At 64.0% G+C, this 17176-nt stretch carries 12 protein-coding genes and 1 pseudogene; 5 read left to right on the top strand and 8 right to left on the bottom strand.

Annotation, left to right across the window (positions count from 1 at the left end; genetic code table 11):
* Positions 1-170: 170 nt before the first annotated feature.
* From AC54T3_RS12845 to miaB, 4 genes are all read right to left on the bottom strand, one after another.
* Positions 171-1094 (bottom strand): CorC family transporter, encoded by a 924-nt coding sequence (locus AC54T3_RS12845; RefSeq protein ID WP_496625295.1) that lies wholly within the window; start codon positions 1092-1094, stop codon positions 171-173.
* On the bottom strand, positions 1072-1644 hold the full coding sequence (ybeY, locus tag AC54T3_RS12840; protein WP_496625293.1) for an rRNA maturation RNase YbeY: 573 nt from the start codon (positions 1642-1644) through the stop codon (positions 1072-1074). Before ybeY ends, AC54T3_RS12845 begins: the two co-directional genes overlap by 23 nt.
* Positions 1645-1672: 28 nt before the next feature.
* Positions 1673-2650: a PhoH family protein gene (locus tag AC54T3_RS12835; RefSeq protein WP_496625291.1), complete on the bottom strand. Its 978-nt coding sequence runs from the start codon at positions 2648-2650 to the stop codon at positions 1673-1675.
* Positions 2651-2720: 70 nt separating this feature from the next.
* Entirely contained in the window at positions 2721-4118 is a 1398-nt protein-coding gene (miaB, locus tag AC54T3_RS12830; protein WP_496625289.1) for a tRNA (N6-isopentenyl adenosine(37)-C2)-methylthiotransferase MiaB, read from the bottom strand.
* A gap of 287 nt (positions 4119-4405) precedes the next feature.
* Between miaB and nrdD (AC54T3_RS12825) the strand changes: the two genes are divergently transcribed.
* From nrdD (AC54T3_RS12825) to AC54T3_RS12810, 4 genes and pseudogenes are all read left to right on the top strand, one after another.
* Positions 4406-8716, top strand: a complete 4311-nt coding sequence (gene nrdD, locus AC54T3_RS12825) for an anaerobic ribonucleoside-triphosphate reductase (protein ID WP_496625288.1) — start codon at positions 4406-4408, stop codon at positions 8714-8716.
* Positions 8717-8879: 163 nt separating this feature from the next.
* A pseudogene (gene nrdD, locus AC54T3_RS12820) lies at positions 8880-9041 on the top strand (anaerobic ribonucleoside-triphosphate reductase); the annotation flags it as partial.
* A gap of 184 nt (positions 9042-9225) precedes the next feature.
* Positions 9226-9954 (top strand): anaerobic ribonucleoside-triphosphate reductase activating protein, encoded by a 729-nt coding sequence (locus tag AC54T3_RS12815; protein WP_496625286.1) that lies wholly within the window; start codon positions 9226-9228, stop codon positions 9952-9954.
* Between the two features lie 399 nt (positions 9955-10353).
* Entirely contained in the window at positions 10354-10677 is a 324-nt protein-coding gene (locus AC54T3_RS12810) for a sulfur globule protein CV3 (RefSeq protein WP_496625284.1), read from the top strand.
* 140 nt (positions 10678-10817) lie between these two features.
* Here AC54T3_RS12810 and AC54T3_RS12805 read toward each other — a convergent pair whose 3' ends face one another.
* Genes AC54T3_RS12805 through AC54T3_RS12790 form a run of 4 tightly spaced genes read right to left on the bottom strand, consistent with a single transcriptional unit; the run spans position 10818 to position 14099 of the window.
* A complete protein-coding gene (locus tag AC54T3_RS12805; protein ID WP_496625282.1) occupies positions 10818-11870 on the bottom strand; it encodes a succinylglutamate desuccinylase/aspartoacylase family protein in 1053 nt (350 codons plus the stop codon).
* Positions 11857-12762 carry a 30S ribosomal protein S6--L-glutamate ligase gene (rimK, locus tag AC54T3_RS12800; protein ID WP_496625280.1) on the bottom strand — a complete coding sequence of 302 codons (906 nt, stop codon included), beginning with the start codon at positions 12760-12762 and terminating at the stop codon, positions 11857-11859. Before rimK ends, AC54T3_RS12805 begins: the two co-directional genes overlap by 14 nt.
* Before the next feature lie 35 nt (positions 12763-12797).
* A complete protein-coding gene (lspA, locus tag AC54T3_RS12795; RefSeq protein WP_496625278.1) occupies positions 12798-13295 on the bottom strand; it encodes a signal peptidase II in 498 nt (165 codons plus the stop codon).
* A 3-nt stretch (positions 13296-13298) separates the two neighbouring features.
* Positions 13299-14099 (bottom strand): dienelactone hydrolase family protein, encoded by an 801-nt coding sequence (locus AC54T3_RS12790; RefSeq protein ID WP_496625277.1) that lies wholly within the window; start codon positions 14097-14099, stop codon positions 13299-13301.
* A gap of 280 nt (positions 14100-14379) precedes the next feature.
* Here AC54T3_RS12790 and ppc point away from each other — a divergent pair, with 280 nt between their 5' ends.
* Positions 14380-17175, top strand: a complete 2796-nt coding sequence (ppc, locus tag AC54T3_RS12785; RefSeq protein ID WP_496625275.1) for a phosphoenolpyruvate carboxylase — start codon at positions 14380-14382, stop codon at positions 17173-17175.
* The last annotated feature ends 1 nt before the right edge of the window (position 17176 follow it).

Raw genomic sequence — 17176 nt, 5'->3', positions numbered from 1 at the left:
CCGCCATTCTTCGCGCTTTTTTGGGCGGGGCGAAATTTTTCCCCGGCTCTAGGGGGGGGGGGGGCTGGCGCGCGCCGGCGCCCGCTTCTGGTGCCCCCCCGGGGCCCCCAGGGGAGCCCCCCCAGAGCCAGGGTTTGCGGGTTGCTTGCGCTCGGCGGCCCTCTCCTGGCTCAGGATGACGCTGTTGCCGTGCTGCACGCGCTATCATCCGGCGGCGGCGCTTCGGGATGGGCCGGCGGGCGTACCGTCAACAGATGGACCCGGCGGCTGTCGGCACGCAGGATCGTGAAGCGGAAGCCGTCGATCTCGACGCGCTCCCCTCGTGCTGGTAGATGCGCGAGCGCATGCACGACGAGCCCCCCCATCGTATCCAGATCCCCGCCGTCGAGCGCGCAGCCGAAGTAGTCGTTGAATTCCTCGACCGAGGTGCGCGCCTTGACCGTGTACTCGCCTTGGCCGCGTTTGTAGATGAAGGCGCCCTCATCGAAATCGTGCTCGTCCTCGATATCGCCGACGATCTGCTCCAGCACATCCTCAATCGTGACCAAGCCGGCGGCGGAGCCGTACTCGTCGACGACGATCGCCATGTGATTGCGGCTCGCCCGGAATTCCTTGAGGAGCACGTTGAGCCGCTTGCTCTCCGGTACGAAGATCGCGGGGCGCACATGGTCGCGGATGTTGAAGGAGCGCCGATTGGCCTCGGCGCAATAGCTCAGCAGGTCTTTTGCGAGCAGGATGCCGACCACCTCGCCCTTGTCGTCACCGGTCACCGGGAAGCGTGAATGCGCGGAGTCGACGGCGATGGCTAGGATGCGCTCGAGCGGGTCATCGCGGCGGATGCGCACCATCTCGGCGCGCGGGATCATGATGTCGCCAACGCGCAGGTCGGCGACTTGCAGCACGGCTTCCATCATGCCGAGTGCGTCCCGATCGAGGAGCCCCCGACCTTCGGCCTGCTGCAGGAGTTCGGCGAGCTGTTCTTTGTTCTTAGGCTCGCGGCGGCCGAAGCGCTGCAGGAGCCCCGCAAGACTGAGACGCCCAAGCCAGCCCTGGCTGGCTTGGGCGCCGTTGCTAGATCCGTCGTCGCTCGTCATTGGCGTCGTCGTTGACCTCGTAGGGTGTTGAGAATCCTAGCGCGGCTAGGATGGTGATTTCCAGCGCCTCCATCGGCGTGGCCTCGGCGGTGGTGAGATGATCGAAGCCGAGCAGATGCAGCACACCGTGGACCACTAGATGCGCCCAATGGGAGGTCTCGGTCTTGCCCTGTTCGGCAGCCTCGCGACGGACGAGTGGTGCGCAGATCACGAGATCCCCGAGCAGGGCATTGATTCCGGCGGCCGCCGACTGATCGGGATCGAGTCCAGGAGGAGGCTCGAACGGAAACGAGAGGATATTGGTGGGTCCCGAGCGCCCGCGATAACGCTGATTGAGTTCGGCGCTCTCGGCCTCGTCGGTGATGCGGATGGTCAGCTCCGCTGGCCAATGCACGGCCACATGGCGGGGCGAGCGTTCCGGGGCAAGCGCGGCTAAGGCCCAGCGCTCGAGATTGGCGCCGTCCGGCAGCGCGGCGCGTTGCCGTGGCTCGAGGGGCCCATACTGGAGATCGAGGAGGAGCGCCGGGTCCGGCTCTTCTTGTGGATCCATCTCTGTTGCGCTCGTCGGCGCTGGCGGCTCAGGTGCCTTGGGTTCGGTCATGGGCGTCGTAGGCATTGACGATGCGTTGCACCAGCGCATGGCGCACCACATCATGAGCACTGAAGAACGTGAAGCTGATGCCTTCCACCGCGCGCAGAATCTCGACCACCTGCCGCAGCCCCGAGGGCTGACCGCGCGGCAGGTCGACCTGGGTGACGTCGCCGGTGACCACAGCGGTGGAGCCGAAACCGATCCGGGTCAGGAACATCTTCATTTGCTCGGGCGTGGTGTTCTGCGCCTCGTCGAGGATGATGAAGGCATCGTTCAACGTGCGCCCGCGCATGTAGGCGAGCGGCGCGACCTCGATCACGTTGCGTTCGATGAGCTTATTGACCTTCTCGAAGCCGAGCATCTCGAACAGGGCATCGTAGAGCGGGCGCAGATAGGGGTCGATCTTCTGCGCCAGATCGCCAGGCAAGAAGCCAAGTCGCTCGCCGGCCTCGACCGCCGGACGTACCAACAGCAGCCGGCGCACGCGCTCGGTCTCGAGCGCCTCGATGGCGCAGGCGACGGCGAGATAGGTCTTGCCGGTGCCGGCGGGACCGACACCGAAATTGAGATCGTTGCGGAAGATCGCGTGCATATAGCTGAGTTGCATCGCACCGCGCGGCTTGATCAGCCCGCGCTTGGTCTTGATGATCAACTCGGGAAGCGCGTCGGCGCTGGCTGCGGCAACCGCGTCGGCGCCAGACTCGACGAGTTCCAGATGAATGCGCTCTGCGGTTAGCGGCTCGTCGGCGGTCGCCGCATAGAGTCGCTCGAGCACCTGGGCGCCTGCCTCGGCGGCCTGGCGCTCACCGATGACGCGGAAGCTCATGCCGCGATTGGCGATCTCGATGCCGAGACGGCGCTCGATCAGGCGCAGATGTGAATCGAACTGGCCGCACAGGTTGGCCAACCGCACGTTGTCTTCGGGTGCGAGGCTGAGGTCGATCGTGATAGGTTGTTGGATCAATGGTGACGCGCGCTGGGCGCTATTGGGGTGGTAAAGCGGGGGTCGGTCGCTGACGCGGCACGGCGGCGAGCTACAGCCTGGCGCCGCTACCGAGCCGGGCCTCGGGTGCGATGTCGACCGGTCCAGCCGGCGCAACCGGCGGGGTCTGTTGAAGCGCGCCGCGCAACGAGTTCGGCAGCGCTTCGGTGATGAGCAGGTCGGCGAAGTCGCCGATCAGCGCCTTTGGGCCGCTAAAGTTGACCACCCGATTGTTCTCGGTACGCCCGGCGAGTTGGCTCGGATCCTTGCGCGAGGGGCCGGCGACCAGCACCCGCTGCACCTGGCCCACCATCCGCCGGCTGATCTGCTGCGCCTGCTGGTTGATCAGCTGCTGCAGCCGCGCCAATCTTGCTTGCTTGACCACATCCAGCTCCACGTCTGGGTAGTCGGCGGCTGGGGTTCCCGGTCGCGCACTATAGAGGAAGCTGAAGGATTGGTCGAAGCCGATCTCATCGATCAAACGCAGGGTGGCTTCGAAATCGGCCTCGGTCTCGCCGGGGAAGCCGACGATGAAGTCCGATGAGAGGCTGATCCCAGGGCGCGCGCGCCGCAGACGACGGATCTTGTCCTTGTACTCGAGCGCGGTGTGGCCGCGCTTCATCAGTCCGAGGATGCGGTCCGAGCCGCTTTGCACCGGCAGATGCAGGAAGCTGACGAGTTCCGGAACCTCGGCATAGGCCTCGATCAGGCTGTCAGAGAACTCGACTGGATGGGAGGTGGTGAAGCGGATGCGGTCGATGCCGTCGATGGCCGCGCAGTAGCGGATCAGCAGTGCGAGGTCGGCGATCTCAGCGTCGTGCATTGGACCGCAGTAGGCATTGACGTTCTGCCCGAGCAGATTGACCTCGCGCACGCCCTGCTCGGCGAGGCCGGCCACCTCGGCAATCACGTCATCGAAGGGTCGGCTGACCTCCTCGCCGCGGGTGTAGGGGACCACGCAGTAGGTGCAATACTTGGAGCAGCCTTCCATCACCGAGACGAAGGCGCTCGGGCCATCGGCGCGCGGCTCGGGCAGGCGGTCGAACTTCTCGATCTCCGGGAAGCTGATATCGATCTGCGGCTGCTGTTGCCGCGCGACCGCGTCGAGCATGGCCGGCAGCCGATGCAGGGTCTGTGGACCGAACACCAGGTCGACATAGGGTGCGCGATCGCGGATGGCGTCGCCTTCTTGGCTGGCGACACAACCACCGACGCCGATCACCAGATCGGGCCGAGCCTGTTTCCAGGGCCGCCAGCGCCCGAGCTGGGAGAAGACCTTCTCTTGCGCCTTCTCGCGGATCGAGCAGGTGTTCAGCAGCAGCACATCGGCCTCCTCGGGACGGTCGGTACGCTCAAGCCCATGCGATTCACGCAGCAGGTCGGCCATCCGTGACGAGTCGTACTCGTTCATCTGGCAGCCGTAGGTTTGGATGAAGACTTTGCGTGGCATGGACTTTGTGTTGGGCATTGGCAGCGGGCCAGGGCAGGAGCGGGGGCGAGGCTCGAGTGCGTCATCCTCGGGAAAGGGGATCATGGTGTCAAGCCGAGCCGAATCAATCGGTTTTCGCGACGCGAGTGGCGCGTCGCGACGCCAAATAGCGCCGATGAAGCGCGGCACGACGATCAGCGTCCGGGCTGATGTGAGTCAATGTGATGGAATCTGGCTAGTCATCTATATCTAGGTCTGGTTATACTCTCAAACACAATATCTTGTGTCTTTCGCTCGGGAACCTCCATATGTCGACCTCCGCCTCCTCGCTTGCGACCCTGCCAACCTGCGTCACCAAGCGCGATGGCGAGCAGGTCGTCTTCGACGCCTCGAAGATCGAATCGGCGATCGCGCGCGCCGGGCAGGCGACCGGTGAGTTCGGCGAGATGGAGGCGCAGCTACTGACCGCGCAGGTGGTCAAGGTGCTCGCGCATCGGTACGGGGAGGGACGCAGTCCGGACATCGAGGGCATTCAGGATGTCGTCGAGCAGACCCTGATCAGTGCCAATCACTTCGAGACCGCGCGCTCCTATATCGTCTACCGCGAGCAGCGCGCCAAGCTACGCGCCGATCAGCGCACGCTGGTCGATGTCACCAGCTCGATCAACGAGTATCTGGACCGCTCGGACTGGCGCGTCGCGGCCAATGCCAATCAAGGCTATTCGCTCGGCGGGTTGATCCTGAATACCTCGGGCAAGATGATCGCCAACTACTGGCTCTCGCACGTCTATCCGCCGCAGGTTGGCGAGGCGCACCGCGAGGGCGATATGCACATCCACGATCTCGACATGCTCGCCGGCTACTGCGCCGGTTGGTCGCTGCGCACGCTGCTGGCCGAGGGACTGAATGGAGTGCCGGGCAAGGTCGAGGCCGGCCCGCCGAAGCACATGTCGAGCGCGATCGGGCAGATCGTCAATTTTCTCGGCACCTTGCAGAACGAATGGGCCGGCGCTCAGGCCTTCTCCAGCTTCGATACCTATATGGCGCCCTATGTGCGCGTCGATGGGCTCGACTACCCGCGCGTCAAGCAGTATATCCAGGAGCTGATCTATAACCTGAATGTGCCCTCGCGTTGGGGGTGCCAGTGCGTCGATGCCGAGACCGAATGCCTGACCGAACAGGGCTGGAAGCGCTACGACCAGATCAGCGAGGGCGAGCGGATCGCCACCTTCGACTGGCGCAACAATCGCCTGGAGTATCTGGAGCCGCTGGCGATCACGGCGTACGACTTCGACGGCGACATGTACGTGCTGCGCAACCGCACCCAAGAGCAATGGGTCACGCCGCAGCACAAGGTCGTGCGAAAGGTCTTCAACTCGGATAACCGTTGGATTCTCGAAGAGATCGGAGACGTTGCCAAGCTGAAATCGCCGGTGATCGTGCCGAATGCCTGGGAGACTACCTCGACGGTCGAGGTGGACGACAATCTGGTGATGCTGCTGGCCTGGGTGGTTGCTGAAGGCAACCTCGATTTTGACGCTGGACGGCGGCGCGTCAGCATCTGGCAATCGACGGGCAACCGCGAGAACGCGGCTGAGATCGAATGGCTGTTGACCGAGATGGGCTTGACCTGGCACGAGCGACGCCAGACCGGCACCTATGCCAATCACCCGGTCTGTCGTTATCGGCTGAACAGCGAGGGCAGCGAACTGGTGCTCGGCCACTTGCAGCGCAAGTGTGTGCCGCCGTTGATCCGCACCCTGTCGGCGCGGCAGATCCGGCTGTTTATCGAGACCTATGTTAAGGGCGACGGCAGCATCGAGCCGAACGGTCGCACCCGCATCTACACCAACGACCAGGAAAACCTCGACGCCCTGCAAGAACTCTGCAGCCTGGCGGGCTGGGGGAGCACGGTCCACACGCGCAAGGATTCCGGCGTGCATGTGCTGAACATCGTGCGCAATCGGGAGACCTATATTCAGCTGATCGAGCGCAAGCCCTATCGCGGCAAGGTCTGGTGTCCGACCACACGGAACGGCACCTTCGTTGCGCGCCGCTGTGGCAAGACCTTCATCACTGGTAATACCCCGTTCACAAATCTCACCTTCGATTGGGTCTGCCCGGAGGATCTGCGCGAGCAGGTGCCGGTGATCGGTGGCGTTGAGCAGCCGTTCACCTACGGCGAGCTGCAGGCCGAGATGGATATGATCAATCGGGCCTACATCGAGGTGATGACTGAGGGCGATGCCAAGGGGCGCATCTTCACCTTCCCGATCCCGACCTATAACATCACGTCGGACTTCCCGTGGGAGAGCGAGAATACGGAGCTGCTGTTCGAGATGACGGCGAAATATGGCCTCCCGTACTTCTGCCTAGCGGAGGGGACGCGCGTCTATACCCGTGACGGTATTAAGGTGGTAGAGGCGCTGAGCACCGCCGACGAGGTGGTGGGCAGTGATGGTGCGTACAAACGGATCACAGGTGTGGTGCATACACAACGGGACGAACAGGTCACCGTCACGACGGACGAGGGGCGTAGCGTCAGTTGCTCTGATAATCATCGATTCCCGACCAACAATGGTCTCAAGGCGGCGGCGGCACTGAACCTGGGTGATGCCCTGCTCGTGGACGACTGTGTGCTGGCGCTTGAGACGGGCCTGCGGCTCGAGCGTCGCAACGAGCGCCTGTTCCGACTCTACGACGAACAGGATCGCCTCTTTACGCTGGCCGAACTCTCTACGGCGCCTGCGTTCTGCCGCATCGAGCCAAGACCGCGCCAAGTTCAGCCGCTCGTACCCTTCAGTTTCGCGCGGACGCGCTTCCAGACCACCTTGAGTGATAGTGTGCGCCTCCCAGAGGATCTGGATGTTGAAATCTGCGAGCTGCTGGGGCAGCTCCTGGGCGACGGGTCGCTGCGCCGGGGGCGCGTCTCGCTGGCGAATGCAGATACGGAGATCCTGGATTTCTTCGCCGACGTGCTCGTTCGCAAGTTCAATCTGCAGCCCTCCGTGACGCAGTGCGGCGTGTCGCTGAGTTGCAAGACGAGCGCTGTTGCCTCCGTGATGCTTACGGACTGGCTGGAGCATTTGGGGCTGGCCTTGACTACCTGTTGGGACAAGCGCGTGCCGGAGATCCTGTACCACCGCAGCGATGCGGAGATCGGCGCCCTGTTGCGTGGCCTGTTCGACACGGATGGTACTGTTGCAACGCGCAATGCCACCTCGGTTATCTCATTCACGTCCAGGAGCCCGCGCCTGCTGCAGCAGGTCTTAGAGTTGTTGACCATGTTGTCCATTGCGGGCCGGCTCAATGAGCGCACCGGCTCCGTCATCATCACCGGCGAGCGCAACGTGCGGCTGTTCGTCGAGCGGGTCGGCTTCCGGATCGAGCGCAAGCGCGCACTGATTCGCTATACCGAGGGCCAAGGCAAGACCGCCTGCGGCTACCGGATCATCGCTCGTGCCGAAGCCGTAGACGGCACTTACGGCGCGCATTACCGATACCGCAAGGATGCCTATTTTCGGGTCCGGGATGCGGAAAATGATTGTCTGTGGTTCTTCTGTGGGGAACTGCGCAAGGGCTGCGTCCAAGACGCGATTGTCAAGATCGAGCGCACGCCGCACCTAACGCCGATGGTGGACATCGAGATTGAGAGTGACGACCACCTTTTCCTGTTGGCAAACGACTTGCTCACCCACAATAGTAACTTCGTCAGCTCCGACATGGAGCCGAATATGGTTCGCAGTATGTGCTGCCGGTTGCGCCTCGACGTATCCGAACTGCTCAAGCGCGGCAATGGGCTGTTCGGCTCGGCCGAGCAGACCGGTTCGCTCGGGGTGGTGACCATCAATTGTGCTCGACTCGGATACACCCATCGTGGTGATGAGGCCGCGCTGCTGCGACGGCTCGACGAGCTGATGGAGCTGGCGAAGAAGAGCCTGGAGTTGAAGCGCAAGGTGATCCAGCGCCACATGGACGCCGGACTCTTTCCCTATACCAAGCGCTATCTCGGCACCCTGCGCAACCATTTCAGTACGCTCGGGGTGAACGGCATCAACGAGATGATCCGCAACTTCACGGCGGATACCGACGACATCACGACGGAGTGGGGGCACGCCTTCGCCTGCCGTCTGCTCGATCATGTGCGCGCACGGATGGTCGAGTTCCAAGAGGAGACCGGCCACATGTACAACCTAGAGGCGACACCGGCCGAGGGTACGACCTATCGTTTCGCCCGTGAGGACAAGAAGCGCTTCCCCGGCATCCTCCAGGCCGGTACCGAGGACACGCCCTATTACACTAACTCCTCGCAGCTGCCAGTCGGCTATACCGACGACGCCTTTGAAGCACTGGCGGCGCAGGATCAGCTGCAGACCAAGTACACCGGCGGCACCGTGCTGCATCTGTACATGGGCGAGCGTATCGGCTCTACCGATGCCTGTAAGCGCCTGGTACATCGGGCACTGACCAACTTCCGGCTGCCCTATATCACGGTGACGCCGATCTTCTCGGTCTGCCCAACCCATGGTTATCTCGCCGGCGAGCACGAGTTCTGTCCCAAGTGCGATGCCGAGCTGATCGAAAAGAAGCGTGCCGAGGTGCAAGCGGCGACGGCCTGAGTCGCTTCCGTGCGGTCCATCGGCCGTGCGGGCCATCGACGGCGCTGATCCCAGCACCGACAACGGCTTGCCTCGCTGGGACAACTACGCACCTAGAGCAAGGCTGACCGAATAGCAGCGGCCGACGGGCAGGCCGCATCATCGATATCAACTGGAGTACGACATGAAAGAGACCACGATTGAGCCAACCATCGAATTGCGCGACGAAGAGCGCACCCGCTGCGAGGTCTGGACCCGCGTGATGGGCTACCACCGTCCGGTCTCGGCCTTCAATCGCGGCAAGCAGGCCGAACATCAGGAGCGCACCTATTTTCAGGAGCGGCCTGCGGCTCGCCCGGATTTGAGCCAGAACCCAATCCATCACCAAGCGAGCCAGGGCTTGGGCCAACGCTCGCATCAGCGTTCCGGAGAGACGCACTCCGAAGAAGCCCATTCAGGCGAAACTCGGCGTGAGGCTGCTTGAGCAGCTGTCAGATGAGGTCGAGACAACGGCCAGCCGACGGTCGGCCATGACCCGGCCTCAGCTCCAGATTCGGCCCGCAGCCAATGCGCTAAGGCTCGGCGGACTGACGCCGCTGACCAGCGTCGATTATCCGGGCGAGCTAGCGGCTGTTGTCTACTGCCAAGGCTGTCCTTGGAGCTGCCCGTATTGCCACAACGGCCATCTGCTGGATGCCGCGCCCGAGGAAAACGGGCGGGAGGCAATCACCTGGGCCGAGGTGCTCGAGTTCCTGAGGTCTCGCCGTGGCCTGCTCGATGCGGTGGTCTTCAGTGGCGGCGAGCCAACCGCGCAGTCCGCACTCGCCGATGCGATGACCCTGGTGCGTGCGCTCGGCTTCAAGGTCGGGCTGCACACTGGTGGTCCTTATCCGCAACGCTTGCGCAGCCTGCTGCCGCTGCTCGACTGGGTTGGACTGGATATCAAGGCCCTGCCCGAGGACTATCCCGCAGTTACCGGCGTGCCCGGCTCCGGCGAAGCCGCCTGGCGGAGCCTGGAGCTGCTGCTTGCGGCTGGCGTCGCGCTCGAGGTTCGCACCACGCCGATGCCGGGGCTCGATGACGATGGCTATCTGCAAAAGCTAATGCAGCACCTGGCTGATGCCGGCGTGCGCAACTATGTGCTGCAGCAGTGCCAGCCCACGCATCTGCGTGACGGCAATCTCCGAGACAGGCTCCGGCACCTTCCCGAGCACTGGCCATCAGTACCCTTCCAGCACTTTGCGCTGCGCGCGGTCTGATCGATCTCTCCGGCTACGGACCGACAGCGACGGAGCTGGATGCGATCTTGGCGCGGCATCGCTGGGAGATCGATGGGCTCCGACTGAAGCGTGTGCGGACTGCTCCGCCAGCACTGGACGATCCTTGCGGTCAGTACCATGGCGCGGACCACCCGATCCACGTCAGCTCTGGTCCGGAGCATTCACGCCAAGTCATCACCATGCGGCCCGGTCCGAGCGGACGGCGGCTGCCACGGACGCTCTCTGCGGAGGCCTTTCTGCGCTCCTTCGTGGAAGGATGACCGGCAAATATTGACTTTCATCAAACAACCCCTGTCACAGCCTGGATAAGCTGAACACGGACCGGCGCCGTTGAGCCGGTTCACTTGATCGACCATCTCAATGAGCGGAGGTCAGAACATGCTCATCAAGAAGCGTCTGTTGCTTGCTGTTGGTCTGGCCGGCGTCACTCTCTTCGGCGCTGGCTCCGCGAATGCCTTCTGGGGACCGTTCAACCCCTGGAATTGGGGCGATGGCTGGGGTCCCGGCTGGGGCAATGGTTGGGGCGGCCCCTGGTATGGTCCGGGCTATGGATATGGCTATCCCGGCTATTGGGGTGGCTATCCGGGCTACTATGGCGGCTATCCCTATGCCTACGGGGCCGTGCCCTACTACGGCTATACCTATCCGGGCTATGGGTATCCAGCACCCACCGCGCCGGCTGCGAGCGAGTCGTCCAAATAAGCACCGCTGGAGCGCCTCGCTCGCCAAGGGGCGGGCGCTCCAGTCCGGCCTTCCAGTCTGGCCTATGCCGGCCGCTGTCCGGCGTGATCATGCAGCATTCGAGGCGTCCGGCTGAGCAGGCACTCAGCTGAGCAGGCACATCAGTCGATGGGCTCCGAGAGGGGGTCATCGGGCTCGAGCAGCGTCTGGAAGTGCTCCACGGTGTCGGCCACGGCATCGGTCTTGAAGCGGGCGATGTGGAACAGCGCCTCACCCTCGGTGATCAGAGGCAGGTTCATGCGGCCGATGACGATGCCGGCGGTGGGGGAGGTGATGGTCTCCTCGCCATTGCCGAAGGGGTCGGCCACGGTGGCCAGGCGCTCGCCCTTCTCGACCCAGGCGCCGAGCGGACGCGCGAAGCCCAGCATGCCGCTGGTGTGCGCGCGTGCCCAGACGCTAGATCGGGCAATCACCGGTGGGTGCGGTGAGCGCTGGCGGCGGGTCTGGTCGCGAATCATGCCGAGGTGACGCATCACGGCGAGGATGCCGCGCACGCCGGCGCGGATCGAGAGTTCATCGAACCGCAGCGCCTCGCCGGCCTCGTAGAGCAGGACCGGTACATCGATCGCGGCGGCCGCCGCGCGCAGGGAACCGTCGCGCAGGTCGGCATCGAGGATCACTGGCGCGTCGAACGAGCGCGCCAGATCCGGAATGCCGATGGTCTCGACACGGGCGCGGATCTGCGGCAGGTTCTCGCGGTGGGCGGCGCCGGTGTGCAGGTCGATGCCGAGATCGCTGTCGGCGACGATCTCGCTCATCAAGGTCGCCGCGAGCCGGCCGGCCAGCGAGCCGCTCTCGGAGCCGGGGAAGCTGCGATTCAGGTCGCGTCGGTCGGGCAGATAGCGCGAGTGGCGCACGAAGCCGTAGACATTGACCACCGGCACCGCCAGCAGCGTGCCGCGCAGCGAGCGCAAGGCAGTGCTGCTGAGCAGGCGGCGAATAATCGCAATGCCGTTGATCTCGTCACCATGGACAGCGGCAGTGACGAAGAGCCGTGGACCGGGACGGCGCCCGTGCAATACATGCACCGGCAGCACCACCGGATTTTGGGTGAACAGACTCGGCAGCGGCAGGTCCACACGCCGGCGTTCGCCGGCGCGCACCAGTTGTCCGCCGATACGCAGTCCGGAGGCCGCGCTGCTAGCCTTTGCCACGGGTACGGGTCTTGCCGGCAACGGCGTCTTTCTCAATGAAGTCGATCATCTGACCGGCGATGTCCTTGTTGGTGGCGGTCTCGATGCCTTCGAGCCCAGGCGAGGAGTTGACTTCCATCACCACCGGGCCATGGTTGGAGCGCAGGATGTCGACGCCGGCGACGTTCAGTCCCATGATCTTGGCCGCGCGCACCGCCGTGGAGCGCTCCTCGGGGGTAATGCGAATCAGCTCGGCGCTGCCGCCGCGGTGCAGGTTGGAGCGGAATTCGCCGGGCTTGGCCTGGCGACGCATAGTAGCGACGACCTTCTCGCCGATGATGAAGCAGCGGATGTCGGCGCCTTTGGCCTCGTGAATGTACTCCTGCACCAGGATGTTGGCCTTGAGGCCGAGGAAGGCCTCGATCACGCTTTCGGCGGCTTGGCGTGTCTCGGCCAGCACCACGCCGATGCCCTGCGTGCCCTCCAGCAGCTTGATCACCAGCGGGGCGCCGCCGACCATCTTGATCAGGTCATCGATATCGTCCGGGGTATGGGCGAAGCCGGTGATCGGCAGGCCAATGCCGCGGCGCGAGAGCAGCTGTAGCGAGCGCAGCTTGTCGCGCGCGCGGCTGATCGCGACCGACTCGTTCAATGGGTAGACGTTCATCATCTCGAACTGGCGCAGCACCGCAGTGCCGTAAAAGGTCACCGAGGCGCCAATGCGCGGGATCACCGCGTCGAAGCCGCTGAGGTTTTCGCCCTTGTAGTGGATCGATGGCGCGTGCGAGGTGATGTTCATGTAGCAGCGCAGTGCGTCGATGACGCGCGCCTCATGACCTCGCTCGCGCGCCGCCTCGGCGAGTCGGCGTGTCGAGTACAGTTTCGGGTTGCGCGATAGGATGGCGATCTTCATGTCATCTCCGGGGTGATTGGTTCGGCGGGTACATCTCAGCCATCTGCAGGCTGTCGATGGCGCTCGCCGCGAACGGTTTCGATCAACAGTAGCACCACGCCGAGACTGATTGCGCTATCGGCAATGTTAAACGCCGGCCAAGGGTTGAAGAGCCGCAGCGGGATCACGGGCAGGTAGACCTGGATGAAGTCGACGACATGACCGAAGACCACGCGATCGATCAGATTGCCGATCGCGCCACCGATGATCAGCCCAAGACCGACGGCGAGCAAACGCTCGTTTGCCTGGAGCCGCAACAGCCAGACCACGAGCGCGATCGTGACCACCACCGCGAAGCCCGCGAACAGCCAGCGCTGCCAGCCGCCGGCATCGGCCAGGAAGCTGAACGCGGCGCCGCTGTTGAACATGAGGGTGAGATGTATATTGGGCAGGATTTCAAGCACCTGATAGGGCGTGAGGGCACTTAGAACCAGCCATTTGCTGGCCTGATCCAAGAGGATCACGACGACGGGAAGCCATAACCAGTGTTTCATCGCTCAGTCGGCAAAGAGTTCGCGGAAGAAGTCTTGCATGCGTTGCCAGGAGCGGGCGTCGGCCTGCGCGTTGTATTGCAGGTTGTCGATGCCGTAGTCGCCGACATCGGGATTGGTGAAGCCGTGGCGCGTGCCGCCGTAGATGTCCATCTCCCAGTTGGCGCCGGCCTCCTCGAGCTTGTTCTGGAAGTTGGTGACCACCTCGGGCGCGACGAAGCTGTCAGCCTGGCCGTGCAGGATGAGGATCTTGGGCGCGATCTTGCCGGCGCTCTCCTCTGGGGCCGCAGGCATCGAGCCATGGAAGCTGACGATGCCATCGAGGTCGGCGCCGCCGTAGGCCATCTGTAGCACGGTACCACCGCCGAAGCAGTAGCCGATGGCGGCGAGTTGCTCCGTGTTCACCTCATCGACGTCCTTAAGTTGAGTGAGGCCAGCCGCAGCGCGCTGGCGCCAGAGTTCGGGATCGACCGTGACCTCCTGCATCCATTCCCGCGCTTGCGAGGGCTGATCGGTGACCTGATCGTTGCCGTACATATCCGCCGCGAAGGCGACGTAGCCAAGCTCGGCCAGCATCCGCGCGCGCTGCTTCGCGTAGTCGTTGAGGCCCCACCATTCGTGGATCACCAGGATGCCGGGCCGTTCGCCTTCGAGGGCATCGTCCCAGTACAGATAGCCGGTCAGCGGGACGCCTTCGTCTTCGTAGCTGACGGCCTTGGATTGCACCTCGGCATGGGCGCTGCCCAGCATGAGGGCGGTGGTGAGGCCAGCGGCGAGGGCAGTGGTGAGCGAGTTGCTAGGGCGCATTGAGACTCTCCATTGATGGATGATGGTGTGACAGCGATGACGAAAGCCATGTAGGGCCGTCTCGGGTCCGAACGCGCGCGTCGGCGGATGGCCAAGGACGCGCGATGCACGATACGACCATAGACGCAACCCAGGCCGCTCGACAAGCACCGAACGCCGGGGCTGACGCGGCGCTGATCTCTGCTCGCCATCCGCCGCCGGATGGTTTGGTCGGTTTTCATTGGCTTGGTGCCGGGGTAGACTCCGCGCAGATACGTCAAGGACTTTTAGCTGTACCGTGATGAACGACACCCAGACCCTGTCCGGCTCCGAGCGTGATATTGCGCTCTTCGCCACCCTGCTCGGCGAGGTGCTGCGCGAGCACAGCCGCAAGCGCGTATTGGTGGTGGTGGAACGCCTGCGCGAAGGCTTCCTGACGCTGCGCGAGGCAGACGACCCCGAGCTGCGCGAGAAGTTGATGAAGCGCATCAACGGTCTCGACCCGCAGACGCTCTCGGAGGTGATCCGCGCGTACACCATCTACTTCAGCCTGGCGCATCTGGTCGAGGATGTGCACGCCTTTCTGCATCGGCGCTCGCTGGTCAGCGCTGGCGGGCGGCTCTGGCGCGGCTCGTTCGACCACACCCTGCGCCAATTCCATGCCGATGGCATCGATGCGGCGGGGCTGCAGCGACTGTTGAATGAACTCGCCTATCTGCCGGTGTTCACCGCGCATCCCACCGAGGCCAAGCGCCGCACCACGCTCGAGACGCATCGGCGCATCTTCCTGCTGACCCTGGATCTGCACCGCCACAAGCTCAACGAGGAGGAGCAGCAGGATCGCCTAGGGCAGATTCTGAGCGAGATTCAGGTGCTCTGGAAGACCGATGAGGTGCGGGTGCACAAGCCGCAGGTGACCGATGAGGTGCGCCAAGGGCTGTACTTCTTCCGCGAGTCGTTGTTCGTGACCTTGCCGCAGGTCTATCGCAACCTGGAGCGCGCGGTGCGGCGCCTGTATGGGATCGAGAGCGGGGTGACGGTGCCAAGCTTCGTCGGCTTCGGCTCCTGGATCGGCGGCGATCGCGACGGCAATCCGTTCGTCAAGCCGGAGACCACCGAGCTGGCCGTGCGCATGCACTGCGAGCTGGTGCTCGAGGAATACAGCGCGCGGGTCCAGCGTTTATCGCGCATCCTCAGCCATTCGAGCCTGCTGGTGCAGCCCTCGGCGCCGTTCCTCGATGCGCTGGACGATGACGAGGATTATTGGCTGCACACCATGCGCCAGACCCATCGGCGCTATTTCCACGAGCCCTATCGACGCAAGCTGTTCATCGTCAGGCATCGGCTCGAGACCACGCTGGCGCGGGTGCGCGCGCGCATCGATGACGATCAGAACCCCGAGATCCTGCCGGAAGGCTATGCCCACGAGTGCGAGCTGCTCGAGGATCTCTATCTGATCCGCGACTCGCTGATCAGCCACGGCGATGCCAACGCCGCCGATGGCGAACTTAAGGACCTGATCCGACTGGTCGAGAGCTTTGGCTTCCATCTGGTGCATCTGGATGTGCGCCAGGAATCGACGCGCCACACCGAGGCGGTGATCGAGCTGTTCGCGCGCCAAGCCGGCGCGCCCCTCTACGAGGCCTTCAGCGAGGAGCAGAAGCTGGTCGCACTCGCCGAGGCCATCGGTCATCCGCATCCCTTCCATATCGACAAGGGCACCCTGACCCCGGAGACGCGCGAGACCCTGGAGGTGTTCGAGTCGATGGCGCGGATGCGCGCCGAGATCAGCGAGCAGGTGTTCGGCGCCTATGTGATCTCGATGACCCACTGCGCCAGTCATGTGATGGAGGTGATGCTGCTCGCGCGCCTGGCGGGCCTGGCCGGGCGCACACCGGAGGGTTGGTTCTGCCATCTGCGCATCTCGCCGCTGTTCGAGACCATTGAAGACCTGGCCCAGATCGAGGCGGTGATGTCGGCGCTGTTCGACAGCCCGACCTATGCGGCGTTGCTCAAGGCCTCGGGGAATCTGCAAGAGGTGATGCTCGGCTACTCCGACTCCTGCAAGGACGGCGGCATCCTGGCCTCGGCCTGGAACCTGTACGAGGCGCAGGAGACGATCATCGCCCTCGCCCAAGCGCGCGGCGTCAAGTGCCGCCTGTTCCATGGCCGGGGCGGCACCATCGGTCGCGGCGGCGGACCGACGCACGAGGCGATCCTGTCGCAGCCGGAGGACACCGTGCATGGGCAGATCAAGTTCACCGAGCAGGGCGAGGTGCTCTCGTACCGTTACGCGAACCCCGAGACCGCGCTCTACGAGCTGACCATGGGCATCAGCGGTCTGATGAAGGCGAGCCGTTGCGTGATCGACCCGCCGACCAAGCCGCGCAAGGACTTCCTCGGCATCATGGAGGAGCTAGCGCGGCTCGGCGAACAGCATTACCGTGGGTTGGTGTGCGACACGCCGGGCTTGTTGGACTATTTCTACGAGGCCACCCCGGTCGATGCGATCGCGCTGCTCAACATCGGCTCGCGGCCTTCGCATCGCAAGAAGGCGGACCGTTCGCTGGGCTCGATCCGCGCGATCCCGTGGGTCTTCGGCTGGGCGCAGGCGCGCCATACGTTGCCGGCTTGGCTGGGCATCGGCAGTGCGATCGAGCAGTGGCGCGGGAGCGATCTGGAGCGCCTCGCGAAATTGCAGCGCATGTATCAGGAGTGGCCGTTCTTTCGCGCCATCCTGAGCAACACCCAGATGTCGCTGTTCAAGGCCGAGATGGGCATCGCCCGTGAGTATTCGCAGTTGGTCACCGACCAGGCGCGCGCCGAACCGATCTACCAGGCGATCGCCGATGAGTATCAGCGCACCCTAACCCAGGTGCTCAATGTCGCCGGGCTGCACGCGGTGATGGAAGAGACGCCCGAGCTGCAGCTCTCGCTGGCGCGGCGCAACAGCTACCTGGACCCGTTGAACCACATCCAGATCACCCTGCTCGAGCGCTATCGCAACGAGTCGAGCGAGGAAGCGCGCAAGGAATGGCTGGACCCGCTGCTGCGTTCGATCAATGCGATCGCGGCGGGAATGCGCAACACCGGTTGAC

The organism is Halochromatium sp. NSM3, assembly GCF_059621085.1.
The sequence above is the reverse complement of the archived record's forward strand: the minus strand, read 5'-3'. Positions and strand labels throughout refer to the sequence as shown.